This window comes from Enterobacter cloacae complex sp. ECL72 (assembly GCF_019056635.1).
GTDB lineage: Bacteria > Pseudomonadota > Gammaproteobacteria > Enterobacterales > Enterobacteriaceae > Enterobacter > Enterobacter hormaechei_C.
In genome coordinates, this window is record NZ_CP077659.1 from 77,478 (window position 1) to 100,384 (window position 22,907).

At 58.3% G+C, this 22,907-nt stretch carries 22 protein-coding genes; 9 read left to right on the forward strand and 13 right to left on the reverse strand.

The genetic code is table 11. The annotated features are described in order from the left end of the window. Positions 1 to 4: 4 nt before the first annotated feature. The 6 genes from KTH07_RS00390 to KTH07_RS00415 form a co-directional block, all read right to left on the reverse strand. Positions 5 to 985 (reverse strand): IS5-like element IS5 family transposase, encoded by a 981-nt coding sequence (locus tag KTH07_RS00390; RefSeq protein WP_000019402.1) that lies wholly within the window; start codon positions 983 to 985, stop codon positions 5 to 7. Between the two features lie 45 nt (positions 986 to 1,030). After that, positions 1,031 to 1,453 carry a type VI secretion system tube protein Hcp gene (locus KTH07_RS00395; protein WP_217310868.1) on the reverse strand — a complete coding sequence of 141 codons (423 nt, stop codon included), beginning with the start codon at positions 1,451 to 1,453 and terminating at the stop codon, positions 1,031 to 1,033. A gap of 2 nt (positions 1,454 to 1,455) precedes the next feature. Continuing rightward, positions 1,456 to 1,803 carry a hypothetical protein gene (locus tag KTH07_RS00400; protein ID WP_023303019.1) on the reverse strand — a complete coding sequence of 116 codons (348 nt, stop codon included), beginning with the start codon at positions 1,801 to 1,803 and terminating at the stop codon, positions 1,456 to 1,458. Further along, complete coding sequence (locus tag KTH07_RS00405) at positions 1,796 to 2,479, reverse strand: hypothetical protein (protein WP_023303020.1); 684 nt, start codon at positions 2,477 to 2,479, stop codon at positions 1,796 to 1,798. The genes KTH07_RS00400 and KTH07_RS00405 overlap by 8 nt, the downstream gene beginning before the upstream one ends. Before the next feature lie 186 nt (positions 2,480 to 2,665). Next, positions 2,666 to 3,667: a tryptophan--tRNA ligase gene (gene trpS, locus KTH07_RS00410; protein ID WP_023303021.1), complete on the reverse strand. Its 1,002-nt coding sequence runs from the start codon at positions 3,665 to 3,667 to the stop codon at positions 2,666 to 2,668. Between the two features lie 200 nt (positions 3,668 to 3,867). Further along, on the reverse strand, positions 3,868 to 4,419 hold the full coding sequence (locus KTH07_RS00415) for a hypothetical protein (protein WP_032634092.1): 552 nt from the start codon (positions 4,417 to 4,419) through the stop codon (positions 3,868 to 3,870). 185 nt (positions 4,420 to 4,604) lie between these two features. Between KTH07_RS00415 and fosA the strand changes: the two genes are divergently transcribed. Next, complete coding sequence (fosA, locus tag KTH07_RS00420; RefSeq protein WP_023303023.1) at positions 4,605 to 5,030, forward strand: FosA/FosA2 family fosfomycin resistance glutathione transferase; 426 nt, start codon at positions 4,605 to 4,607, stop codon at positions 5,028 to 5,030. Here the strand turns inward: fosA and KTH07_RS00425 are convergent. After that, positions 5,016 to 6,023 carry a LacI family DNA-binding transcriptional regulator gene (locus KTH07_RS00425; RefSeq protein ID WP_023303024.1) on the reverse strand — a complete coding sequence of 336 codons (1,008 nt, stop codon included), beginning with the start codon at positions 6,021 to 6,023 and terminating at the stop codon, positions 5,016 to 5,018. The two genes, fosA and KTH07_RS00425, sit on opposite strands and share 15 nt — an antisense overlap. Positions 6,024 to 6,208: 185 nt before the next feature. On the opposite strand from KTH07_RS00425, the gene KTH07_RS00430 reads away from it, so the two are divergent. Continuing rightward, positions 6,209 to 7,297: a cellulase family glycosylhydrolase gene (locus KTH07_RS00430; RefSeq protein WP_017383880.1), complete on the forward strand. Its 1,089-nt coding sequence runs from the start codon at positions 6,209 to 6,211 to the stop codon at positions 7,295 to 7,297. A gap of 45 nt (positions 7,298 to 7,342) precedes the next feature. Further along, positions 7,343 to 8,737, forward strand: a complete 1,395-nt coding sequence (locus KTH07_RS00435; protein WP_017383879.1) for an MFS transporter — start codon at positions 7,343 to 7,345, stop codon at positions 8,735 to 8,737. A 39-nt stretch (positions 8,738 to 8,776) separates the two neighbouring features. On the opposite strand, the gene KTH07_RS00440 is transcribed toward KTH07_RS00435, so the two are convergent. Genes KTH07_RS00440 through KTH07_RS00455 form a run of 4 tightly spaced genes read right to left on the reverse strand, consistent with a single transcriptional unit; the run spans position 8,777 to position 13,523 of the window. Next, positions 8,777 to 9,598, reverse strand: a complete 822-nt coding sequence (locus tag KTH07_RS00440; protein WP_023295858.1) for an alpha/beta fold hydrolase — start codon at positions 9,596 to 9,598, stop codon at positions 8,777 to 8,779. Between the two features lie 30 nt (positions 9,599 to 9,628). Further along, positions 9,629 to 11,248 (reverse strand): MFS transporter, encoded by a 1,620-nt coding sequence (locus KTH07_RS00445; RefSeq protein ID WP_032620861.1) that lies wholly within the window; start codon positions 11,246 to 11,248, stop codon positions 9,629 to 9,631. Further along, positions 11,245 to 11,652, reverse strand: coding sequence for a DoxX family protein (locus KTH07_RS00450; RefSeq protein ID WP_023295860.1), 408 nt, complete (start codon positions 11,650 to 11,652; stop codon positions 11,245 to 11,247). The genes KTH07_RS00445 and KTH07_RS00450 overlap by 4 nt, the downstream gene beginning before the upstream one ends. After that, a complete protein-coding gene (locus tag KTH07_RS00455; protein ID WP_023295861.1) occupies positions 11,652 to 13,523 on the reverse strand; it encodes an amidohydrolase in 1,872 nt (623 codons plus the stop codon). Before KTH07_RS00455 ends, KTH07_RS00450 begins: the two co-directional genes overlap by 1 nt. A 220-nt stretch (positions 13,524 to 13,743) precedes the next feature. Between KTH07_RS00455 and KTH07_RS00460 the strand changes: the two genes are divergently transcribed. From KTH07_RS00460 to KTH07_RS00480, 5 genes are all read left to right on the forward strand, one after another. Next, on the forward strand, positions 13,744 to 14,430 hold the full coding sequence (locus KTH07_RS00460; RefSeq protein WP_015572562.1) for a hydrolase: 687 nt from the start codon (positions 13,744 to 13,746) through the stop codon (positions 14,428 to 14,430). A gap of 61 nt (positions 14,431 to 14,491) precedes the next feature. After that, on the forward strand, positions 14,492 to 14,713 hold the full coding sequence (locus KTH07_RS00465; protein ID WP_017383875.1) for a DUF1427 family protein: 222 nt from the start codon (positions 14,492 to 14,494) through the stop codon (positions 14,711 to 14,713). Further along, a complete protein-coding gene (locus KTH07_RS00470) occupies positions 14,710 to 14,970 on the forward strand; it encodes a XapX domain-containing protein (RefSeq protein ID WP_003863056.1) in 261 nt (86 codons plus the stop codon). Before KTH07_RS00465 ends, KTH07_RS00470 begins: the two co-directional genes overlap by 4 nt. 23 nt (positions 14,971 to 14,993) lie before the next feature. Continuing rightward, positions 14,994 to 15,374 (forward strand): response regulator transcription factor, encoded by a 381-nt coding sequence (locus KTH07_RS00475; RefSeq protein ID WP_023295862.1) that lies wholly within the window; start codon positions 14,994 to 14,996, stop codon positions 15,372 to 15,374. Positions 15,375 to 15,383: 9 nt separating this feature from the next. After that, positions 15,384 to 20,969, forward strand: a complete 5,586-nt coding sequence (locus KTH07_RS00480; protein ID WP_217310870.1) for an ATP-binding sensor histidine kinase — start codon at positions 15,384 to 15,386, stop codon at positions 20,967 to 20,969. A gap of 3 nt (positions 20,970 to 20,972) precedes the next feature. Here the strand turns inward: KTH07_RS00480 and KTH07_RS00485 are convergent, their stop codons facing one another. Next, a complete protein-coding gene (locus KTH07_RS00485) occupies positions 20,973 to 21,590 on the reverse strand; it encodes a response regulator transcription factor (RefSeq protein WP_017383872.1) in 618 nt (205 codons plus the stop codon). A 179-nt stretch (positions 21,591 to 21,769) separates the two neighbouring features. Further along, positions 21,770 to 22,156 carry a VOC family protein gene (locus KTH07_RS00490; RefSeq protein WP_017383871.1) on the reverse strand — a complete coding sequence of 129 codons (387 nt, stop codon included), beginning with the start codon at positions 22,154 to 22,156 and terminating at the stop codon, positions 21,770 to 21,772. Positions 22,157 to 22,244: 88 nt separating this feature from the next. On the opposite strand from KTH07_RS00490, the gene KTH07_RS00495 reads away from it, so the two are divergent. Beyond that, positions 22,245 to 22,847 (forward strand): ATP-dependent Clp protease proteolytic subunit, encoded by a 603-nt coding sequence (locus KTH07_RS00495; RefSeq protein WP_015572566.1) that lies wholly within the window; start codon positions 22,245 to 22,247, stop codon positions 22,845 to 22,847. The last annotated feature ends 60 nt before the right edge of the window (positions 22,848 to 22,907 follow it).

Sequence of the window (22,907 nt, forward strand, 5' to 3'; positions counted from 1 at the left end):
GTTTTTAGTGAGATCTCTCCCACTGACGTATCATTTGGTCCGCCCGAAACAGGTTGGCCAGCGTGAATAACATCGCCAGTTGGTTATCGTTTTTCAGCAACCCCTTGTATCTGGCTTTCACGAAGCCGAACTGTCGCTTGATGATGCGAAATGGGTGCTCCACCTTGGCCCGGATGCTGGCTTTCATGTATTCGATGTTGATGGCCGTTTTGTTCTTGCGTGGATGCTGTTTCAAGGTTCTTACCTTGCCGGGGCGCTCGGCGATCAGCCAGTCCACATCCACCTCGGCCAGCTCCTCGCGCTGTGGCGCCCCTTGGTAGCCGGCATCGGCTGAGACAAATTGCTCCTCTCCATGCAGCAGATTACCCAGCTGATTGAGGTCATGCTCGTTGGCCGCGGTGGTGACTAGGCTGTGGGTCAGGCCACTCTTGGCATCGACACCAATGTGGGCCTTCATGCCAAAGTGCCATTGATTGCCTTTCTTGGTCTGATGCATCTCCGGATCGCGTTGCTGCTCTTTGTTCTTGGTCGAGCTGGGTGCCTCAATGATGGTGGCATCGACCAAGGTGCCTTGAGTCATCATGACGCCTGCTTCGGCCAGCCAGCGATTGATGGTCTTGAACAATTGGCGGGCCAGTTGATGCTGCTCCAGCAGGTGGCGGAAATTCATGATGGTGGTGCGGTCAGGCAAGGCGCTATCCAGGGATAACCGGGCAAACAGACGCATGGAGGCGATTTCGTACAGAGCATCTTCCATCGCGCCATCGCTCAGGTTGTACCAATGCTGCATGCAGTGAATGCGTAGCATGGTTTCCAGCGGATAAGGTCGCCGGCCATTACCAGCCTTGGGGTAAAACGGCTCGATGACTTCCACCATGTTTTGCCATGGCAGAATCTGCTCCATGCGGGACAAGAAAATCTCTTTTCTGGTCTGACGGCGCTTACTGCTGAATTCACTGTCGGCGAAGGTAAGTTGATGACTCATGATGAACCCTGTTCCATGGCTCCAGATGACAAACATGATCTCATATCAGGGACTTGTTCGCACCTTCCTTAGCTCGATCGTCTCTGTATGCGTTCCTGTTCCAGAACCCGGGAACAGATTTGGCGTGATACCCGTGATTTTTACATTCTCCAGGATAATGTTGAAATATTCTCTCTCGATTCCTGCATCATCAATTTGATACATTTTTATCGTAGCCGATTTTAGTGTTTGATTTTCACACAGTGCCCTGAAGAGAACGGGTGTTGTTTTATCAAACTCCTTCTGAACGGCAATTGGGGTATGTACACGAGTACCTGTTAATCGGCCTGTATTTCCACTCACAGGAATGGTGAGGTGATGAGCAACTGCTTTTATTTCATTAGCGCCTAGCCGACCGGATACCATGGAACCTCCTACGATTGGTGAGCCATTAGCATCGGTTAACCAAAGATATGCTGGATTTGACATGATTATTCCTCATCTATATTTACAAAAGAAGGTAGGCGCAACATCGCAACGACCCATATGAATAAGGCAATAACTTTCAGAGGCCATGGTTCAAGGACAGCTATACAAGCAAATGCACCGATGATAAGTAAGGGACCTGATAACACATCCAGGAGCCCGCCAAAAATATGTATCTTTCCTGGCAGGAATTTATTCATTACTAATGAAATAAGGTAGGCACTTAGGGTAATGATGCAAAAGGCGATTGTTTTATCATGCCATGTTTCGAATTCAACCCAGCTAAGGATATAGGCTAAAACTAAATATGAGCAAAGAAGCAGGTTTATAATTGGGGTGATAAACTTACTCATACGCGCCTGCCGTAGTGTGTGCAGTTAGTTTTTCATTAACTTTCTTTATGATTTGATTAAATACAGGTTTTCCTTCTGAATAACCTGCATGGATAGCATCTACGAAAGGCTGGACGGCATCAGCGAACAGAAAATAAAGTAAGTCATAGTCTCTTGGTCTCAGAAGTTGATATACTTCTGGGGCTTCTGCTTCGAGTCTGTCAGATGTTCTAATTGATCGCTCAGCCATTCCCCCAAACAAAAGGAGTGTGCTCAGTGCCGTGATTGGGTTACTTTTCCCTTTGAAAACAACAAACGTGAAGGACGTCCTTTCAATAACATGCTTTGCGATTGTTGATGTGATAATATTGGTTGATATTCTACCTGCCATTGAAGTCGTTACAGATCTGTATATTTTATCCTGCTCCTCCTCGGTTAAATATCTATTGAATGCTTTAAATATAACGTTAACTGCGTTAACTATGTTCTCGTAATTCAAAATGTCGTTTTTTATGGCAGTCATCATTCTTATACGTTGAGTTTCACGAGCATACCTGGTATCTGTGTCAAAGATTCCGTAAACCAGATATCCATAATCTAACGGTACAGATAGCCCTCCATTTATAAGCCCAGTAACTGTATCAGGAGAAGCGATTATGTTGCATAATCTCCGGGCTATATCTTCTACATCAGCCATAGTATCCCTTCAAATGTATTATAAAGGGTAATATCAATGTGATATTAATGTAGATAAAGCAATTAATTATATCTAAACGACGAATTAAGAATTATTGGCGGAATTAATATTATATTAAATGAGATAATAAGCGGCTTTGTGCTAACAGCACGCACTCCACCGCCCAACCTCAATCAACTCACCTCATCAAAACACCGGCACCCCCAGCCCAACCTTCACCTCCCTCAACGTCTCCTGCGTCACCCCCTGCGCCCATTCGGTCCCGCGCTTCAGCATCGCCATCAGCTCCCCTTTATCCTGCATGTACATCGCCCTCCGCTCCCGCATTGGCGCAATCAGTTCCTGCAAACACGCCTCCAGCTCGTTCTTACACACCCTGTCGCCCAGCCCGCCCGCCTGATAATGCGCCTTCATCGCCGCCACTTTCTCCTTGTCCGGATGAAACGCGTCGAGGTACGTAAACACCACATTCCCCTCAATCTGCCCCGGGTCGCTCACCTTCAGATGGTTCGGGTCGGTGTACATGGCGCTGACCGCACGGTGAATGGTCTCTTCGCTGGCCGAAAGGTGCAGCGTGTTGCCCAGCGATTTCGACATCTTGGCACCGCCGTCGATGCCGGGCAGGCGGCTGGTGTCGCTCAGCATCGCCTTGCAGTGGCGCAGCACCGGGGCGGGCAGCAGGCTGTTCATCTTGTGCACAATCTCGTTGGTCTGCTCAATCATCGGCAGCTGGTCGTCGCCGACGGGCACGCACTCGGCCTTAAACGCGGTGATGTCCGCCGCCTGGCTGATGGGGTAGGCCATAAACCCGACCGGCAGCGAGCGGGCAAAGCCTTTCTGCACAATCTCGTTTTTCACCGTCGGGTTACGCTCCACGCGGGCGACGGTGACGATGTTCATATACAGCATCGTCAGCTCTGCAAGGGCGGGCAGGGCGGATTGCAGGCAGATCGTGGTCTGGTTCGGGTCAATGCCCGCGGCGAGGTAGTCGGCCAGCACTTCGGGGATGTTGTCGCGAATTTTTTGCGGGTTGCTGCCGTTGTCGGTTAGCCCCTGAAGGTCAGCAATCAGCACAAACTGGTTGTGCGTCTGCTGAAGCGCCACGCGCTGGCGCAGCGATCCGACGAAATGACCGAGGTGCAGCGGGCCGGTTGGGCGATCGCCGGTGAGAATGGTTGGTGCGTTCATAAAGACTCCTTAACGTTGTAATGCCGAAAGGGGTCTAAGATGTGAGAAAGCCGCCTTTCGGCGGCTATCTGAAAATGAGGAAAACAACTCCGTGCCGCCTTTAAGAAGGCAGCCACCAGCGGTTTACGGTGAGCACGGCGTGGTTTATGTTCATAGAACTACAGTATCATAATTATTGAACAATTCAATTGCATCCTTCTCTACTTTAAAATGGTTACGATAAGGTTTGCCAAACCCAAGCCTACAGCTACGATTATAACTAACCTTAACTGCTCTATCTTTTTACGCTGTGATATGGCTTCTACTTGCAATGTTTTTATATAGTTCAATGCTGTATCAACATTTCCATTTTGCGTATTTGGTGTGACGTCGACCGTCTTAATATTCTCAGCATGGTTGGCGAGTACACCTCCTCCGGCTCCGGCACAAACAAAAAAAGCCATTTGAGTAAATATAGCAAGGTTCTCGTTGAAATCAGGGGTCATTAAGTCTTTATAGTTTTTTTGGAACAGTTCTGGAATTCCTAATCCCATGAATATCCCAAAGAAAATAAGAGAAACCCCTTTTTCAACGCGCGAAAGACGCTTGCTTTCCAGAAGTGATATAAATGCTAAAAAAAGCCCACCCAACAAAAAAAGCCATGCGGTTTCAAGGCTGGTATACCGCGTTATACTACAACCGATAATTATTAAGAAAAAAGAAATTATGAATGTCTGAAGATTACTTAAACGGTATTTTATGATTTTTTTCATTTGGTTATATGTCCGAGGTATATGATAGCGAGTATCATATAACAAGATCCTCTGCATCTACTGCTGTCAATTATGGGGGGGGCTAAATATGGAGTTCACTTAATGCAAATTACTCCGAAATGCTTTTGAAAAGGCTCTGTAGAGGTAAGATCAATTAACTAAATTTCAGTCATGCGGGGCACGTCATGCTGCAATCACTCAACCACCTGACCCTCGCGGTCAGCGACCTGCAAAAAAGCGTCACCTTCTGGCACGAGCTGCTGGGGCTGGCGCTGCACGCCCGCTGGAATACCGGGGCCTATCTTACCTGCGGCGATCTGTGGGTCTGCCTGTCGTACGACGAGGCGCGCCAGTATGTGCCGCCGCAGGAGAGCGACTACACCCACTACGCGTTTACCGTGGCGGAAGAGGATTTTGAACCGTTCTCGCAAAGGCTTGAGCAGGCGGGCGTCACCGTCTGGAAGCAGAACAAAAGCGAGGGGGCGTCGTTCTATTTTCTCGACCCGGACGGGCACAAGCTGGAGCTGCACGTGGGCAGCCTCGCCGCGCGGCTGGCGGCGTGTCGCGAGAAGCCCTACGCGGGCATGGTGTTTACCTCAGACGAGGCTTGAGGCGCGCACCTTCAGCCTGCCCGCCAGCGTCACGTGCGTGGCGGCATCTTCCTGATTGCACAGGTACTCCACCGCCAGCCGTCCCAGCTCGCTGTAAGGCAACTGGATGCTGGTCAGCGGCGGGGTGAGCTGCTCGGAAATCTTCTGGTCGTCGTAGCCCGCCAGCAGCATATCCTGCGGAATGCGCACGCTGTTCACCGCCAGCGCCTGGTAGCAGCCGATCGCCAGCCAGTCGCTGGCGCAGAAGATGGCGTCCGGGCGCTCGGCCAGTTCCAGCAGCGAAGCTGTCGCGGTAAAGGACTCGCTGAACTGCCAGTTGGTCTGGCGCACCAGACCGTCGTCGCACGCCAGTCCGGCCTGCTGTAATGCCGCCTGGTAGCCCGCCAGACGCTGGCGCGAGGCCTCCATCCAGCTCTCGCCGGTGATGTGGGCGATGCGCGTGGCGCCGCAGGCGATGAGGTGTCTGGTAACCTGGAAAGCGTTGGCGTAGTCGTCCGGAATAAACGACGGCAGCAGCGGCGAGCCGGGGTCGCGCTGGTTGAGCAGCACCAGCGGGATGCGGGTGCAGTCCTGGAATGCCGTCATATCGACGACGTTCGTGACCGGAGAGGCAAGGATAATCCCGATGCAGTTGCGCTTGTCCAGCTGGCGGATGATGTTCAGGGCCAGCTCCACGTCGTCGCCGTAGTCGTAGACGGTGAGCAGGGTCTCGTTGCGCCACGCCGCTTCCCGCGCCTGGCTGATGGCGTCGATAAACGGGTCGAAGCTCTGCATGGAGCTGACCAGCAGGGCGATCTCCTCCTGGTTGCGCGGGGCGTGAACGGCGGGGAGGCGGTCGTAGCCGAGCTCGGTAGCCACATTAATCACCCGCTGGCGGGTATCGTCGCTGAGCTTGATGTTGCGGGACTGGTTAAGCACCAGCGATACCGTCGCCTGCGACACCCCTGCCGCCCGCGCAATATCGTTCATCGTCACTTTTGTTTTTCGCTTCATCCGTCCTCTCCCTTTCGCGAATTTGCATCATACCCTAACCGCGCGCTTCCGCGCCGTCGATCACGTTTCTCATCCATCGAAGCGTGAACTTTGTGAGAGGCGTCGCTTTTCTGAGCGCCACGATTTGCGCATTTATTCTGCAACTAATATTTATTAGCTAAATATTATCAGTAAGAGGATGCGTAATGAAAGAGCAATGGAGCAGGGAGCAGGCACAGGCGTGGTATCAGCAGAAAGGCTGGCTGTGCGGGTTTAACTATCTGCCGTCGACGGCGGTGAACTGGACCGATATCTGGCAGGAAGAGACCTTCGATGCCGAAACCATCGACCGCGAGCTGGGCTGGGCGGCGGACGCGGGCTATAACACCCTGCGCATCAACCTGCCGTTCATCGTCTGGGAGCACGACCGCGACGGGCTGATGGCGCGCATCGACCGCTTTTTGACGATTGCCGACGGTCACGGGTTCAGCACCATGCTGACCCTGATGGATGACTGCGGCTTCTCCGGCGACGAGCCGTACCTCGGCCCGCAAAAGCCGCCCGTACCGGGCAAGCACAACAGCCAGGCGGCAGCGAGCCCGGGACGCGATAAGGTGTGCGATCGCGACTGCTGGCCACAGATTGAGCGCTATATCCGCGACGTTGTGCGCCAGTTTCGCGAGGATAAGCGCGTATTGCTCTGGGATCTGTATAACGAGCCGGGCAACCGCGGCATTTTCGCGACCGGCACGGAGGAGGTGTTGTACGACGAGAAGCTGGAAACCTGCGCGCACGAGTTGATGAAGCAGGCGTTCCGCTGGGTGCGTGAGGAAGACCCGACCCAGCCGCTCACCATCTGCGCGTGGCGTCTGCCGGCGGAAGAAGAGGGCGAGACGTTTTACCAGCACCCGCTGGACCAGACCGCGCTGGCGCTGTCAGATGTGGTGAGCTACCACGCCTATACCAATACCGGGCGCATGACGGCGATTATCCAGCAGCTTCAGGCGCTGGGCCGCCCAATCTTCTGCACCGAATGGCTGGCGCGTCACGTGGGCGGCACCATCGAAGAGCAGCTCCCGCTGATGTACATGGCGAAGGTCGCGCCGTATCAGTGGGGGCTGGTGCGCGGTAAAACCCAGACCTGGCTGCCGTGGCCGGTAGTGATGAAGGAGTCCACGGACTACTGCCGCCTGTGGTTCCACGACGTGTTTGAGGAGAACGGTATCCCGTTCTCACGCGCTGAAATCGCGCTGATGAAGAAGCTGCGCAAAATCGCCCCGAATCCGCAGGGCTAATAATAATGACCCGGCGCGCTGTCGCCGGGCAACCAGGTACGCACTATGGCAATGACAATGAAAATACCGTCTCGCGAGTTGTGGTCTTACTTTGGCTATGGTTTAGGTCAGTGTTTTAGCTTTGGTTTAGTGGGTTCGTTTATTAACTATTTTTACACCGACGTGCTGGGGATCTCGGCGCTGGCGGCAAGCACCATCTTCCTGATTGCCCGTGCGTGGGATGCGGTTCACGATCCGCTGTTTGCCAGCATTATGGACACCATTAACAGCCGGTTCGGCAAGTTTCGCCACTTTTTACTGATCGCCCCGCTGCTGATCACCGGGGTCACCCTGCTGGCGTTCTATAAAATCGAAGCGGACATGACCACCAAAATCCTCTACGCCGGGGTGACGTATATCCTGTGGGGGACGCTGTACGCCATCTCCGATATCCCGTTTTGGTCGATGTCATCGGTGATGACCAACGACTCCGGCCAGCGCACCCGCGCGGTGACGGCGGCGATGCTTGGAGTGAACGCCGGGATCGCCTGCGCCAACATCTTCTTCCCGAAGCTGGCGGCGTTCTTTGCCCAGTACAGCAACGATAAAGGCTACTTTATGGCGGCGCTGGTGATGATGCTGGTGGGCCTGCCGCTGATGCTCAACGGCTTTATGCAGATCAAAGAGCGCGTGCCGCCGAGCCCGGAAAAGGTGACGATGCGCGACACCTTCCACAACCTGCGCCAGAACAAGCCGCTGTTTATCGTCCTGCTGTCGTTTTTTTTCTGCGTGTTCCATAACGTGGCGGGCGGTCTCTATATCTACTTCTTTATCAACAATATGGGCGACGGCAGCCTGCAAATGGCAATTGGCGTGATGGGGATAGTGGCGGCGGTGCTGTGCCTGGTCGCCCCGCTGCTGACGCGCCGGATGCAGAAGCGGAATCTGTTTATGATCCTCTGCGGGCTGGACGTGGCGGTGCGCGTGGTGATGTGGTTCACGGGCTATCAGCACACGGCGTTGCTGTTTATCCTGCTCGGCCTGAGCACGCTGTTCGTGATGATGACCAACATCCTCACCTCGTCGATGATTGCCGACACCATCGAGTATGCGGAGTATCACACCCACAAGCGCTGCGCGGCGATCACCTTCTCCGGGCAGACCTTTACCGGCAAGATGTCGGTGGCGGTGGGCGGCGGGCTCATCGGCGTGTTTCTGACGATGATCGACTATGTGCCGCAGGCGCAGTCACAGAGCGACAGCGTGCTGGCGGGGCTGTTCTTCGGCATTTGTTTGTTACCGGCGATAGGCTCGCTGATCCGAATGGGCTTTATGTCGCGCTTTAACTTTACCGAGGAGAAGCATGCGGAGATTTGTCGGCTGCTGGCGGAGCGGAATGCGTCTGCGAAAGCGCCGGGTGGCGGCTGCGCCTTACCCGGCCTACAGGACCAGCCCTTGTAGGCCTGATAAGCGAAGCGCCATCAGGCTTCGCGTAATGACTTACAGCGACTTCACAAACGCCAGCAGATCTTCGTTGAGCTGGTCCTGGTGGGTCAGCGCGAAGCCGTGCGGCGCGTTGTCGTACACTTTCAGCGTGGCGTTTTTGATCATCTCTGCCGCCAGCTTGCCGGTCGTTTCAAACGGCACGATCTGGTCGTTGCTGCCGTGGATCACCAGCGTCGGCACGTCGATTTTCGCCATATCCGGGCGGAAGTCGGTTTCGGCGAAGGCGGTTACGCAGTCGATGGTGCCCTTCAGGGACGCCAGCAGGGCGATGTTCAGCGTCTGCGTCAGGGCACCGGCAGAAACGGTCTGCCCGGCGTTGGTGCCGTAGAATGGGGTGGCGAAATCGCTGATGAACTGAGCGCGATCTTTACGCAGTCCGTCGCGAATCCCGCTGAACACGCTCTGATCGACCCCTTCCGGGTAGCTTTCGGATTTGCCGAAAATGGGCGTTACCGCGCCCAGCAGGGCAAGACCGGCCACGCGTTCGCTGCCGTAGTTGTTGATGTAACGCGTTACGTCGCCGCCGCCCATGGAGAAGCCCACCAGCGTCACGTCGCGCAGATCCAGCGTGGTGATCAGGTCGTTAATGTCGGATGCAAAGGTATCGTAGTCATAGCCGTTCCACGGCTGATCTGAACGTCCAAACCCGCGACGGTCAAAGGCGATGGTGCGGTAGCCGCGCTCGGCCAGGTGGTTCAGCTGGCTGTCCCACATATCCCCATCCAGCGGCCAGCCGTGGCTGAAAAGAACCGGTTTGCCCGCGCCGCAGTCTTTGTAATAAATCTGCGTACCATCTTTTGCCTTAAACGTTGCCATAGTGTGTTCCTCTACAGGTGATTGTTATGTTCAGACCGGCGCGACCAGATAACGAATTGCCGGTGATGTTGTGCCCTGATGAAAAGCCAGAACGCGGCTCTGCAACAGGAGGTCATTCATGGTGTGGCGCTCCTGCTGGCGCAGATGCTCGATCCAGGAACCCATCAGGAAGGTTTCGATAAACAGACCCGGACGTTCAATATCTTCGTACACCGCCCAGCTCATCGCCCCGGCGCGGCGGCGCACCCGGCGTAGCTCGTGCACGGCCTGCAAAAACGCTTTCGCGTTCTGCGGGTCGATGATGTACTCATGCGAGACCAGCACCGGGCCACGCTCGTTCGGGAGTTCAATCTCCACCCCGTCCAGCGGCTGCCCGCTCAGGTCGAGATTTAAATCCGGATCTTTCTCCAGCTTCCAGCGGAACACCGTCATGCTCGCCAGCACCATCCCCAGCGTGGCGACAACCAGCGAAGCCGGAGTGCCGAACTGCGAGGCGATCTGGCCCCAGACGGGGCTGCCTGCGGTCATCGAACCGAAAAAGACCGTCAGATACACCGCCAGCGCCCGGGCTTTTACCCAGCGTGCGGCGCTGCGCTGCGCGCCAAGGTTGAGGGTGGAGAGCACCGCAATCCACGCGAAGCCGGTAAAGAACTCAAACAAGTTTAGCAGCCAAAAGTGACGTACAAATGCCAGCGCCAGCATGGTGATCGCAAACGTCAGGCTGGCGGCCACCATCAGCCGATCGGCGTTCAGCCGCTGGCGCAGACGCGGCAGCAGGATGGCCCCGGCAATGGCGCCAAGGCCGATACACGCCAGCATCACGCCGTAGCCCGCCGGGCCTAAGCCCAGCTCGCGGCGCGCCACCAGCGGCAGCAATGCCCAGCCCGCGCTGCCGAAAACAAAAAAGGCCACGGTGCGCACCAGCACGTTGCGCAGCACCGGCGCGGCGTGCACGTAGCGAATCCCGGAGCGCACCGCAGAGAAGAAGTGCTCCGGTGGCAAACGCTGCACGGACGGTGCCGGACGCCAGCGCCACAGCACCCACGCCACGCCCATCACGGACAGCGCGTTCAGGGCAAACACCATCCACGGCCCGGCAAGCGACAGCAGAAAACCGCCCAGCGCAGGGCCAATTGCCCGGCTGATATTGACCCCGAGCGAGTTAAGCGCCACGGCGGAACCCAGCTCGGGCTTGCTCACCAGGTCAGGGACAATCGCCTGAAACGGCGGCGAACTCATGGCCGCACCCACGCTCAGCAGAAATGTCGCCGCCAGCAGAACGGTGGGGGTGACGTGTCCGGTAAAAGAGAGCAGCGTCAGCCCGGCGGCGGCAATGAACACCCACAGCTGGGAGAAGAGCAGGTATTTACGTCGATCAACGATGTCCGCCATCACCCCGGACGGCAGGGCGAAAAGGAACATCGGCAGGCTGCTCGCCGCCTGCACCAGCGCGATATCTAAAGGATCGGCGCTGAGCGTCAGCATGCTCCAGTTGATACCGACGTCGCTCATCCATGAGCCGACGTTAGAGACCACCGTGGCGATCCACAGCATGCGGAACACCGGCTGGCTCAGCGGCTGCCAGGGTGAAACCGCGGGGGCGGGCGTCGTCTCGACGTGTGCGTCGCGAACGTCGTTTACCTGGGTCATGCGAACCTCTCCGTTGTTTTACGCTGCACTCGCCACTGGCCCGGCCCGGTAAGGGCGAGGGTGGTGAAGATAATCAGCAGCAGCCAGCCAAACTGCCCCTCGGCAATCGACCAGTTCGGGTGGACCGCCAGCATCGCCACCAGCAGCACGGCGATAATCGGCAGGCACGCCAGGCGGGTGTAAATCCCCGCAATGATAAACAGCGGGCAGATCACCTCGGCGACGATCGCCGGGATCAGACTGGCATACGGCCCAAAACCAAACGGATCTTCGATGCGCGTCAGCTCTTCGCTGAAGTGCAGCACCTTCGGCAGACCGTGCACGTAAAGCAGCAGCAGACTGCCGGTCAGGCGCAGAAAGAACAGCCCCGGATCGATCCGGGGCGAAGCGTCATTTTGTTTCATCAGAATGCAAAGCAGCTGCAACCCAGCGCACCCCAGAAAGCGTTATCGTCGGATACCGGCATCTCTGACGTGCGGGCAAAGTCATGCTGGTGGTTGTGAACCCCGCACGGGCCGCTACAGTGGTGAGCCATACTCATACCCACGCGTGCGGCCTGCGGCGGCGCGCTGCGGTAGTGGCCCGGCACCTTCACCACCGGGGACCACTCGGGCAGGACCGGAATGGCGGGCGGCGCGAGTGGGCCAAAAGCGCCTGCGGCATAGACGATATCGCCGTTCACCACGGTGAGGACGGACTCGATGCCCTTGATCTCCTCCTCCGGCACGCGGAAGTAATCTTTGCTGAGCACCGCCAGATCCGCGAGCTGGCCCGCTTTGATCTGCCCCTTCTGGTTCTGCTCGCTGGAGAACCACGCGCTGCCCTGGGTCCAGAGCATCAGGGCGGTATCGCGATCCAGACGGGCGCTGTGATCGTACATCTGCATCCCGCCAACGGTGCGGCCGGAGACCAGCCAGTAGAGCGCGGTCCATGGGTTATAGCTCGCCACGCGGGTGGCGTCCGTTCCCAGGCCCACCGGCACGCCGGTCTCGAGCATTTTTGCCACCGGCGGCGTGTGGCGGGTGGCTTCGATGCCGTAGCGCTCGGCAAAGTATTCCCCCTGGAAGGCCATGCGGTGCTGCACGGCAATACCGCCGCCGAGTGCTTTGATGCGGTCAATGTTGGCCTGCGACACGGTTTCGGCGTGGTCGAAGAACCAGTGCAGCCCGTTGAACGGAATGTCACGGTTCACCTTCTCGAACACGTCCAGCATGCGGCTGATGGATTCGTTGTAAGTGGCGTGCAGGCGGAACGGCCAGCGGTGCTCCACCAGATGGCGCACTACGCGCTCCAGCTCGTCCTCCATGCCCGGCGCGAGATCCGGGCGCGGCTCGAGGAAGTCTTCAAAATCGGCGGCGGAGAAGACCAGCATCTCGCCCGCGCCGTTGTGGCGGAAGAAATCGCTGCCCTGGCCCGGCGTAAGCATATCGGTCCATTTTTCAAAGTCTTCCAGCTCGTGGCCCGGACGCTGGGTAAACAGGTTGTAGGCGATGCGGATGGTCATCTGCTTTTTCTCGTGCAGCTCGGCAATCACCTCGTAATCTTCCGGGTAGTTCTGGAAGCCGCCGCCCGCGTCGATGGCGCTGGTCAGCCCCAGACGGTTCAGCTCGCGCATGAACTGGCGCGTGGAGTTGACCTGCTGCTCCAGCGGCAGCTTCGGCCCTTTCGCCAGCGTGGCGTACAAAATCATGGCGTTCGGACGGGCAATAAGCATTCCGGTCGGGTTGCCGTTGGCGTCGCGCTGGATCTCCCCGCCCGGCGGGTTTGGCGTGTCTTTGGTGTAGCCGACCACCTTCAGCGCGGCGCGGTTGAGCAGGGCGCGGTCGTACAGGTGGAGGATAAACACCGGGGTGTCAGGCGCGGCGTCGTTAATTTCGTCGAGGGTCGGCATGCGGCGCTCGGCGAACTGGAACTCGCTCCAGCCGCCCACCACGCGCACCCACTGGGGCGACGGCGTGCGCAGGGCCTGCCCTTTTAGCATCCGCAGGGCGTCGGCCAGGGACGGCACGCCTTCCCAGCGCAGCTCGAGGTTGTAGTTCAGGCCGCCGCGGATCAGGTGCAGGTGCGAGTCGTTCAGGCCGGGGATGGCGGTGTGGCCTTTTAAGTCGACCACCTTAGTGCCGTCGCAGTGGTGTTGCATCACCTCGGCGACGGTACCCACTTCCAGAAATTTTCCGTCGCGCACGGCAACGGCTTCCGCGACAGGATTCTCGCGATCGACGGTGTGAAACTGGCCGTTAACCAGAATGAGATCGGCTTTACCGAGGGTAACCATAATAGCTCCAGACTAAGAGGGGAATGGTCAGGATTATGGGAACCGGTTTCGGCAAAGATCCAGTTATACAATAGGATAGGTATACCAAAGTATAACTATACCTAAGGTTAACTATACGAAGAGATAATTACACCACAGCGCTGTGGGTCATAGGATGAACGCGATTTTATCGGCGTGCTGTTCGCGGCGATTTTAACCTTTAACCTCACTGGATAATCTTATGACCACTTCTAAGCTCGAAGTCTTAACCCCTGCCAACTGTCAGATCATCTTCATCGATCACCAGCCACAGATGGCGTTCGGCGTGCAGTCTATTGACCGCCAGGTGCTGAAAAACAACACCGTGGCGCTGGCGAAAGCGGCTAAGGTGTTCAACATCCCAACCATCATCACCACCGTTGAGACCGAAAGCTTCTCCGGCAATACCTATCCGGAGCTGCTGGACGTGTTCCCGGGCCAGGACATTCTGGAGCGTACCTCCATGAACTCCTGGGACGACCAGAAGGTGCGCGACGCGCTGAAGACCAACGGCAAGAAGAAGGTGGTTGTCGCGGGCCTGTGGACCGAAGTGTGCAATAACAGCTTTGCCCTGTGCGCGATGCTGGAAGGCGACTACGAAATTTATATGGTGGCAGACGCCTCCGGCGGCACCTCCAAAGAAGCCCACGACTTCGCGATGCAGCGCATGATCCAGGCGGGCGTGATCCCGGTGACCTGGCAGCAGGTGATGCTGGAGTGGCAGCGTGACTGGGCGCGCAAAGAGACCTACACCGCGGTGATGGATATCGTGCGCGAGCACTCCGGCGCCTACGGAATGGGTGTGGATTACGCCTACACCATGGTGCACAAAGCGCCGTCTCGTCAGAAGAGCGAGCACCGCACCTTAGCGCCGGTTCCGGCACGCTAAGTCCCGCTGGCGGGCTGGTCCCTCATCCGGCTCGCCGCTGCCTTTTTCTCTGGAGTTCACAATGAGTACAGGGTTGATATCCCTCGCGGCAGGCGTGTTGATTGGCCTGATGTATGCCGTGCTGAAGGTGCGTTCCCCCGCGCCGCCCGCGCTGGCGCTGATTGGCCTGCTGGGGATGCTGGCGGGGGAACAGGCGATGCGTCATCTTTTATCCCGCGACAATCCCGCGGGCGTGCAGGTGACGGTTCCCCACGTTCAGCACCTGTCCGGAGCGTCATCATGAAGGCCTGGATTATTTCGCTGGTGTGCGGGGTCGCGGCTGGGGTACTTTACGCCCTGCTCGACGTGCATTCCCCGGCGCCGCCGGTCGTCGCGCTGCTTGGCCTGTTCGGCATGCTGGTGGGTGAACAGCTGATCCCCATCGGACGGCGTCTGGTGAGCCGCGAACCGTTGACCCTGGCCTGGTTTCGTCATGAATGCGTACCGAAGATCAGCGGTACCGCGCCCCCAGCGCCCGCGAAGGAAAGCCGCGACGCGTAACGATTTGTTTGAGGAAAGACAGCATGACGCTGCCGTGGCGCATTGCCATCATTGATGACGAACGCTCTGTTCGCAGCGGGCTCAGTAACCTGCTGCAATCGGAAGGGTATGCTACCGATACCTTCGATTCGGCAGAGGTGTTTTTGAGCCACCCTCTCGCCCTGTCCGGCGCGTCGCTGGTGATCACCGACATCAAGCTACGCGGCATGAACGGCATCGAGCTGTTTGAGAAGCTGCGGTTGCTGGCCATGCCGCCACCGCCAATACTGTTTATCTCCGGCCATGCTGATGAAAATATGCAGCGGTATGCACTCAGTCTGGGCGCCGCTGCATTTTTGCGTAAGCCGATTAACATCGATATTCTGCTGGATCATATTCAGCGGGAGCTGACCCGCCGACAATAAGGATCGCGGATGAACGAACATACGTCGCCTGCATTTTGGCCCGCCCGGGGAAGTCTCCATGAAGGGCGGGCTTTTGTTCTGAAAGAGGATGTCATTTTTACCGTGCTGGCGCAGGAGGGCGGCATCTCCTGGATGAACGGGCGGCATCCCCAGTCCGGCGGTTCGTTTATTATTGCCACCGCGGTCAGCGATGAAGAAGAGGAGCGGGCAACGCGGCTGCTGAAAAACGAGTTTGCCCTGCGCGACCGGCTTCATGACGGCTGGGCTATCCGGCCCGTCGCTTCAACCCAGTACCGCGGACGTTTTGCGCTGGTCTACGCGCCGTTCTGCTTTGAACTGCTGGCGTGCCGGGCAGGTAAGGCGATTTCCGGGATCGCCCGCTTTATCGAAATGGCGATCCGCATCTGCGGTCCCCTGCGCCAGATGCATCTGCACAACCTGATCCACGGCGATATCAAACCCGGGGCGTTCTTCGTTCATCACGACGCCACCTGCCGTCTTTGCAGCTTCGGTCTTTCCTGCGGCACCTCCGACGCGTTCTCCCAGTCCCGGCTTGCCGCGTCTGGCGGCACGCCCGCCTACATGTCACCGGAACACACCACGCGTACCCGGCGCGCCGTCGACAGCCGGAGCGATCTCTACAGTCTGGGTATCGTGCTTTATGAACTTCTGACCGGGCGATTGCCGTTTGAACTGAGCGCTGATGACCAGACCAACTGGGCGCATTACCACATTGCCTCTGAGCCGCTTGCGCCGGGGCGGGTGCGCCCGGACGTACCCGGCATGCTGTCGACCATTATCCTTAAGCTGCTGGAGAAGAATCCGGAGAATCGCTATCAGACCGTCGACGGGCTGATTGCCGACCTCAGGCGCTGCCAGGCGACGCTGACCGCCGAAGGTGAGATCGTCGACTTTATTCCCGGCCAGCAGGATCGCTCTCCGGCGATCCATCTTGCCGATTCGCTTTTCTCTGCGCATCCGCAGGCCAGCGACGTCATCGCCGCGTTTGAGCGGGTCAGCCAGAGCGGTGCGCCGGAACTGGTGACGATTGGGGGGCCTTCGGGGATCGGCAAATCTTCCGTGATCGCCACCACGCTGAAATCGCTGCAACAGCGCAAGGTGCTGCTGGCGGTGGGCAAGGTCGATCAATATTCTCCCACGCTGCCCTACGGCGTGCTGAGTTCGGCGTTTCGGACGCTCACGCTGCACCTGCTCGGGCTGCCAGCCGGGGAGGTAGCGACGTGGAAAATCCGTCTGTCGCGCGCGCTGGAAGGCTTCGAGGAGCTGGCCGTCAGCCTGGTGCCGGAGCTGAATTTACTCCTAGAGAACAAACCGCGTTTCTCTGCGGATACCTTTTCCATCGACGCGCGGGCGCGCTTCAGCCATATGGTGCTGGCGCTGGTGAAAACCTTCGCCACCCAGGGCGCGCCGCTGGTGCTGCTGCTGGATAATGTGCAGTGGATCGACGCCGCCAGCCTGCAAACGCTCGATCACCTGCTGCGCGCCTGCGGCGCCATCCCGCTGCTGGTGGTGGTGGCGCACCGCGATCTCAGTTCGCTTTCTGAGCCCACCTTGCAGACCGCGCTGGCGAGCCTGCCAGAGGCGGCGCAACACGCCACGACGATCGTGCCGCAGCCGCTGTCGGTGAAGGCCGTGGCGCGCTGGCTCGGGGGGATTTTTCATGCCCGCAGTACCGGTACCACCGATCTTGCCACGCTGATCCATGAAAAAACCGGCGGCAACCCGCTGTTCGTGCAGGAATTTTTACGCCGCATCGTCGATGACGGACTGGTGGTGCACAACAAATATCAGGGGAAATGGCATTACGATCTCCAGGCCATCCGCGCCCGGCACTACACCGAGAACGTGGTGACGCTGGTGCTTGAACAGCTCAAGGAGATGCCCGACGAGACGCGCCGCCTGCTGGGCAGCATCGCCTGCCTCGGCTGCACGGGCGAGCTGGAGATGCTGTGCCGCGTGGTGGGGCGGTCGGCGGCGGAAATCCGCTACGCGCTTCATCCGGCGGTGACCGCTCAGCTGATTGTGCTGACGGAGAAAGAGTACGCTTTTACCCACGATCGGGTGCAGGAAGCCGCCTTTGCCCTGCTGGATGAGGGCGAGAAAAGCCATCTGCACCTGACCACCGCCAGCCTGCTGGCGGATGCCGCGCGGCAGACGGCGGGCAACGAACTGCTGTTCCGCGCGGTTCACCACGTCAGCGCCGCGCTGGACTGCATCCAGCCTGCACCCCAGCGGCAGCGATTCCGGGAGCTGAGCCTTCAGGCCGCGCGGCGTGCGAAGCGTACCGGCGATTACCTTTCCGCCTTAAGCTATATCCAGACCGCCAGAGCGCTGGGGAATGCGGGCCCGGTCTCGGACTTTATGCTGGATATCGAAGAGGCGGGCTGTGAGTTTGCGCTCGGACACCTGGAGCGCACGCGTGCGCTGTGCGATGCGATCCTCGGTTCACCGGGCGGGCTGACGGAGAAAGCGCTGGCCGCCAACCTGCTGGCGGAAGTTTATATGCGCCAGTCGGAGATCCGCCTGGCGCTGGAGGCGTCGTTATGCTGGCTGGGCGTGTTTGGGATCCAGATCAGCCGCTACCCGGAAAATGCCGAATGTGACGAGGCCTGGCAGCAGTTCTGTCAACGCACCGCCGACGCGCCGCAGAACCCGTTTTCTCAGCTTAAGCTGATGGAGAACGCAGAGACCGAAGCGGTGATGAACCTGCTTTACAGCGCCAGTATTTTCGCCAGCTTTACCTGCCCGCGCCTGCACTTTTTACTCCTGTGCCGGATGATGCACCTCACGCTCGATCACGGCATAACCGGTGCTTCCACCACGGCGATGGCCTGGTTTGGCGTGCTGATTGGCCACCGCTACGCCGAATACCGTCTCGGGTTTGAGTACGGCACGCTGGCTCGTGAGCTGGTGAACCGCCACGGCTATGATGCCTATGAAGCCAAAACTCTGCTGCCGCTCGACCAGCTCAGCGTCTGGACCCAGCCGCTGTCGTACACTATCGAGTGCGCCAAGGCCTGCTTTACCTCAGCGGTGACCCACGGCGACATGACGATGGCCTGCTTCGCGGCCTGTCATCAGATCATTAACTTCCTCTCCCGGGGCGATCATCTGGATGGCGTGCTGACCAGCATCGATCGCGGTCTGGCCTTTGTGCGCAAAACGGATTACCAGGACATTGAAACCGTTCTGCACATTCAGCGCCGCTACGTGGAGTTTTTACGCACGCCGGTGACGGGCCCATGGAGCGCCGCCCAGGCGCTGCCTGACGATCTGCTGCCCGCGCCGCCGGAGCAGGCGCCCGAGCAGACCTCGACCATGCTCTTCTGGTACTGGCTCTATCGCGGGATGGCGCACTTTTCCTGCGGCGAATACGCCGACGCACAGGCGGATTTAGAAATGGCGGGCTGGTATGCGTGGTCCGCGCCGGGTCATATTCATCTGCTGGATTACCATTTTTACAGCGCGCTGGCGCTCTCCCGCCAGCTCACGCCGGAAACCTTTTCGGCGGATTATCGCCGCAGTATTCATCACCATTACGACAAAATTGCCCTCTGGGCGCGGATCAATCCGGGCACATTTGCCGATAAAGAGGCGCTGATTTATGCCGAAATCGTCCGTCTGGACGGCATGAACAGCATCGCGCTGGAGCAGTATGAAAAAGCGGTGCGACTCTCGCGGGAGGGCGGGTTTAACCCGATCAATGCCCTGGCGCACGAGCTGGCCGGGCGTTTCTCGCTGGCCTGCGGCTACCCGACCGCCTCCGACGCCCATTTCCGCGGCGCGATTGCCGCCTGGGGGCGCGTCGGGGCGCAGGCCAAGGTGCGCCAGCTGGAGCAGGATTTCCCCCATCTGCTGGCCTCCGGGCAGAGCCGCGCGTATGACACGGCGGCGTTTGCCCAGAACGAGGTGATCCGCGATTTACAGAGCGTCATCAAAGCCTCACGCGCCTTATCCGAAGAGATCAACCTTGAACGTTTAATCGAAAACCTGATGACGCTGCTGCTTGAACGGGCCGGGGCGCAGCGTGGCCTGCTGCTGCGTGTCAGCGATAATCACATCCCGGAGATTGAAGCCAGCGCCTGGACCAGTACCGACGGCGTGCGGGTGCGCATCCTGAAAGCGTCACCGATGGCGACGGACATGCCGCTGTCGGTGCTGGCCGCGGTGATCCGCACCGGGCAGGAGATCCGCACCGGCAAACCGGAGGAGTTCCACCCGTTCAGCCAGGATCCGTATCTGGTGACGTCCGGCGCCGCCGTGATGTGCGTGCCGATGTTCAAACAGGCGCGGCTGGTGGGGATGCTGTATCTGGAAAACCGCCTGATGCCGGAGGTGTTTACCGCCGAACATTCGCGCGTGGTCAGCCTGCTGGGTGCGCAGGCGGCGGTTTCGCTGAAGACGGCGCGGCTCTACGCCGAGCTGCTGGCGGAAAACATCCAGCGCCGACGGGTGGAGAAAGAGCTGCGCGCCAGCCAGACCTCGCTGATGCTGGGCGAGCAGATCAGCCATACCGGCAGCTGGCGCTGGGAGCTGGTGCAGGATCTGATGTTTATGTCCGAAGAGTACGCCCGTATCCTTGGCCTGCCGGAGCAGCAAAAGATGATCTCAATGGCGGAGTTTTTGACCTTCGTGCATGAGGATGATTATGGCCGGATCAGCACCCTCGTTAATCAGAGCGTGCGTGACGGGCTGTCGATGCGCGCGGAGTTTCGCATCATCCGCACCGACGGCTCCGTTCGTTACATCCTCGGGATTGGCGATCCGGTGGGGGTGGGCAGTGAGGTGAATGAGTATTACGGCATCATTACCGACATCACCAGCCAGCGGGCGGCGGAGGATGCGATGCGGGTGGCGCAGGCGGATCTGGCGCGGGTCTCACGAGCCACTACCGTCGGGCAACTGACCTCCTCGATCGCGCACGAGATCAACCAGCCGCTGATGTCGATTGTCTCGAACGCCGGCGCGAGCCTGCGCTGGCTCAACCGCGATCCGGCGCGGCTGGAAAAAGTGCGCGAGGGGCTGGAGGAGATCGCCGCCGAGGGCGAGCGGGCAGGGGAGATCATCCGCAGCATTCAGTCTCTGACGCGCAAACAGGACCCCACGTTTACGCGAATCGATCTGCACTTCCTGATCCACCACATCATTATGCTTTCCCGCAGCGAACTTGAGCTGCGACACATAAGCGTTGATTATCTTCTGAACGCTGACGACAGCTTTATCATCGGCGACAGCGTGCAGATCCAGCAGGTGTTGCTTAACCTGGTGATGAATGCGATGGAAGCGATGGCGGAAGTGACGGATCGCCCGTGCAGCATCACGATCGCCACCGCGAACTGCGCTGAGGGGAAGGTGATCTTCGAGATCGCCGATACCGGCAGCGGCATTGAGCCGGAGCTCACCGAGCGGATCTTTGACTCGTTCTATTCGACCAAAGCGCAGGGAATGGGCATGGGGCTGACCATCAGCGCCAGCATCATTGAACGGCACCGGGGGAAACTGAGCGCGCGCCGCAGAGAGCCGTACGGCACGGTGTTTACCTTCGCGTTGCCGCTTGCCGGACAGGAGATGTAACGTTTATTCCGCTGGCTGATGTTTGGTCAGGCGCTCGACGGCCCTGACCAGTTCAGCCACGGAGCGGACCTGCATTTTCTCCATCACCCGGCGGCGGTGCACTTTCACCGTAATCTCACTGACGCCCAGCTCGGCGGCGATCTGCTTGTTGAGCTTGCCGCTGACGGCCAGCTCAAGCACCTCATGCTCGCGCGGCGTGAGGGACAGATGGCGCTGTTTCAGGGCGTAGTGCTCTTTGACGCGGGCGGCGTTGTGCTGTGCCAGCCTGAGCGCGGATTCGATGGAGCCGATGAGCGCGCTGGATTCAACGGGCTTAGTGAGAAATTCGTAGGCCCCGCCTTTGATCGCCCGGACGGACATAGGGATGGTGCCGTGGCCGGTGAGAAAGATGATCGGTATTTCCCGCCCGCTGTCTTTCAGCGCATCTGCGACATCAAACCCGGTTATCGTGGGCATTTGCATATCGAGGATCACGCAGGAGGGCAGATCCTCAAAGGGATGGCTGAGAAAGGCCTCTGCTGAGGAAAAGCCAAGGGCATGTATATCCGCAGATTCCAACAGCCTGACAACGGACTGCCTGACTGTGTCATCGTCATCAACCACATAAACAATGTGTTCCATTCACCGCCCCGGTGTTGATTTAAATGTCGAGGATGTAAACAGTCACTATGGCTACGTAAGAGACTGTTTATGCTGACTTTCATCTTAACATATTAAATATCATTATCATTTAGCAATATGATAACCATATGAAGTATAGCGAGCTGGAGCGGAGGCGATGAAGGAACGAAACGCTGTTTTTATGCACCGACAAGCTCAATACGGTTGCCGTCCGGGTCCGCAATCACCGCTTCATAGAAACCGTCCCCGGTCATACGCGGGGCGCTGAGCAGGGAGCCGCTTGCCTGCGCCTGCGCTGCCATACTGTCCACCTGCGCTTTGCTGCCGACGTTGATGGCGATATGCGCCCAGCCGACAAATTCCGGGTGCGAAGGTGCACTGGGCAGGCCCGGCAGCGTCATCAGCTCGATGGTCGGCCCGTCATCCAGGGTAATAAAGTGAGATTTAAACCCCGGACGATTTTTGCTGACGTAGCGGTCATTACTGCGGCCGCCAAACACCGTTTCCCAGAACTGAACCTGCGCGTCCAGGCTGCGGGTCCAGAGTGCGACATGTGCAATATTCATAAGATCCCTCGTTATTTGTCTGTGAGGACTTTCACCGGTAAAACAGGCTACACTCTGGTTTTGAGCGCGACAAGCTGAGGAAACAACAATGCACTACACACTGAAAGAAAGCGACAAGGAAAAAGCGGAAGGAACAAACGGCGCGGGCGCTCTACAGCAAAAACTGCTGGAATCCCGTTCGATTGTCATCTCCGGAGAGATTAACCAGGAGCTGGCCCAGAAGGTCATCACTCAGATGATCCTGCTGCAAAGCGTCAGCAACGATCCGATCAAGCTGTACATCAACAGTCAGGGCGGCCATGTAGAAGCGGGCGACACCATCCACGACTTCATTAAGTTTATCCGTCCGGAAGTGCATGTGATCGGCACCGGCTGGGTGGCGAGCGCCGGGATTACCATCTTCCTGGCGGCGAAAAAAGAGCACCGCTACGCTCTGCCGAATACCCGCTTTATGATCCACCAGCCGCTGGGCGGCGTGCGCGGTCAGGCAACGGATATCGAAATCGAAGCGCGCGAGATCATCCGCATGCTGGAGCGCGTGAACAAGCTGATTGCTGACGCCACCGGCCAGCCGCTGGAGAAAGTGAAGAAAGACACCGACCGTAACTTCTGGATGTCACCGGCGGAAGCGCTGGACTACGGCATCGTGGGTAAACTGATTACCCATTATGACGAGCTGAACCTGGATTAAGTTTAAGCCCGCGTGTGCGTCGGGTGACGGCTTCGCCTTACCCGACCTACGCGCGCTCGA

Excerpts from the sequence above, each read along its gene's own strand:
- KTH07_RS00390 (WP_000019402.1), bottom strand. The coding sequence starts at position 985 with ATGAGTCATCAACTTACCTTCGCCGACAGTGAATTCAGCAGTAAGCGC.
- KTH07_RS00395 (WP_217310868.1), bottom strand. The coding sequence starts at position 1,453 with ATGTCAAATCCAGCATATCTTTGGTTAACCGATGCTAATGGCTCACCA.
- KTH07_RS00400 (WP_023303019.1), bottom strand. The coding sequence starts at position 1,803 with ATGAGTAAGTTTATCACCCCAATTATAAACCTGCTTCTTTGCTCATAT.
- KTH07_RS00405 (WP_023303020.1), bottom strand. The coding sequence starts at position 2,479 with ATGGCTGATGTAGAAGATATAGCCCGGAGATTATGCAACATAATCGCT.
- trpS (WP_023303021.1), bottom strand. The coding sequence starts at position 3,667 with ATGAACGCACCAACCATTCTCACCGGCGATCGCCCAACCGGCCCGCTG.
- KTH07_RS00415 (WP_032634092.1), bottom strand. The coding sequence starts at position 4,419 with ATGAAAAAAATCATAAAATACCGTTTAAGTAATCTTCAGACATTCATA.
- fosA (WP_023303023.1), top strand. The coding sequence starts at position 4,605 with ATGCTGCAATCACTCAACCACCTGACCCTCGCGGTCAGCGACCTGCAA.
- KTH07_RS00425 (WP_023303024.1), bottom strand. The coding sequence starts at position 6,023 with ATGAAGCGAAAAACAAAAGTGACGATGAACGATATTGCGCGGGCGGCA.
- KTH07_RS00430 (WP_017383880.1), top strand. The coding sequence starts at position 6,209 with ATGAAAGAGCAATGGAGCAGGGAGCAGGCACAGGCGTGGTATCAGCAG.
- KTH07_RS00435 (WP_017383879.1), top strand. The coding sequence starts at position 7,343 with ATGGCAATGACAATGAAAATACCGTCTCGCGAGTTGTGGTCTTACTTT.
- KTH07_RS00440 (WP_023295858.1), bottom strand. The coding sequence starts at position 9,598 with ATGGCAACGTTTAAGGCAAAAGATGGTACGCAGATTTATTACAAAGAC.
- KTH07_RS00445 (WP_032620861.1), bottom strand. The coding sequence starts at position 11,248 with ATGACCCAGGTAAACGACGTTCGCGACGCACACGTCGAGACGACGCCC.
- KTH07_RS00450 (WP_023295860.1), bottom strand. The coding sequence starts at position 11,652 with ATGAAACAAAATGACGCTTCGCCCCGGATCGATCCGGGGCTGTTCTTT.
- KTH07_RS00455 (WP_023295861.1), bottom strand. The coding sequence starts at position 13,523 with ATGGTTACCCTCGGTAAAGCCGATCTCATTCTGGTTAACGGCCAGTTT.
- KTH07_RS00460 (WP_015572562.1), top strand. The coding sequence starts at position 13,744 with ATGACCACTTCTAAGCTCGAAGTCTTAACCCCTGCCAACTGTCAGATC.
- KTH07_RS00465 (WP_017383875.1), top strand. The coding sequence starts at position 14,492 with ATGAGTACAGGGTTGATATCCCTCGCGGCAGGCGTGTTGATTGGCCTG.
- KTH07_RS00470 (WP_003863056.1), top strand. The coding sequence starts at position 14,710 with ATGAAGGCCTGGATTATTTCGCTGGTGTGCGGGGTCGCGGCTGGGGTA.
- KTH07_RS00475 (WP_023295862.1), top strand. The coding sequence starts at position 14,994 with ATGACGCTGCCGTGGCGCATTGCCATCATTGATGACGAACGCTCTGTT.
- KTH07_RS00480 (WP_217310870.1), top strand. The coding sequence starts at position 15,384 with ATGAACGAACATACGTCGCCTGCATTTTGGCCCGCCCGGGGAAGTCTC.
- KTH07_RS00485 (WP_017383872.1), bottom strand. The coding sequence starts at position 21,590 with ATGGAACACATTGTTTATGTGGTTGATGACGATGACACAGTCAGGCAG.
- KTH07_RS00490 (WP_017383871.1), bottom strand. The coding sequence starts at position 22,156 with ATGAATATTGCACATGTCGCACTCTGGACCCGCAGCCTGGACGCGCAG.
- KTH07_RS00495 (WP_015572566.1), top strand. The coding sequence starts at position 22,245 with ATGCACTACACACTGAAAGAAAGCGACAAGGAAAAAGCGGAAGGAACA.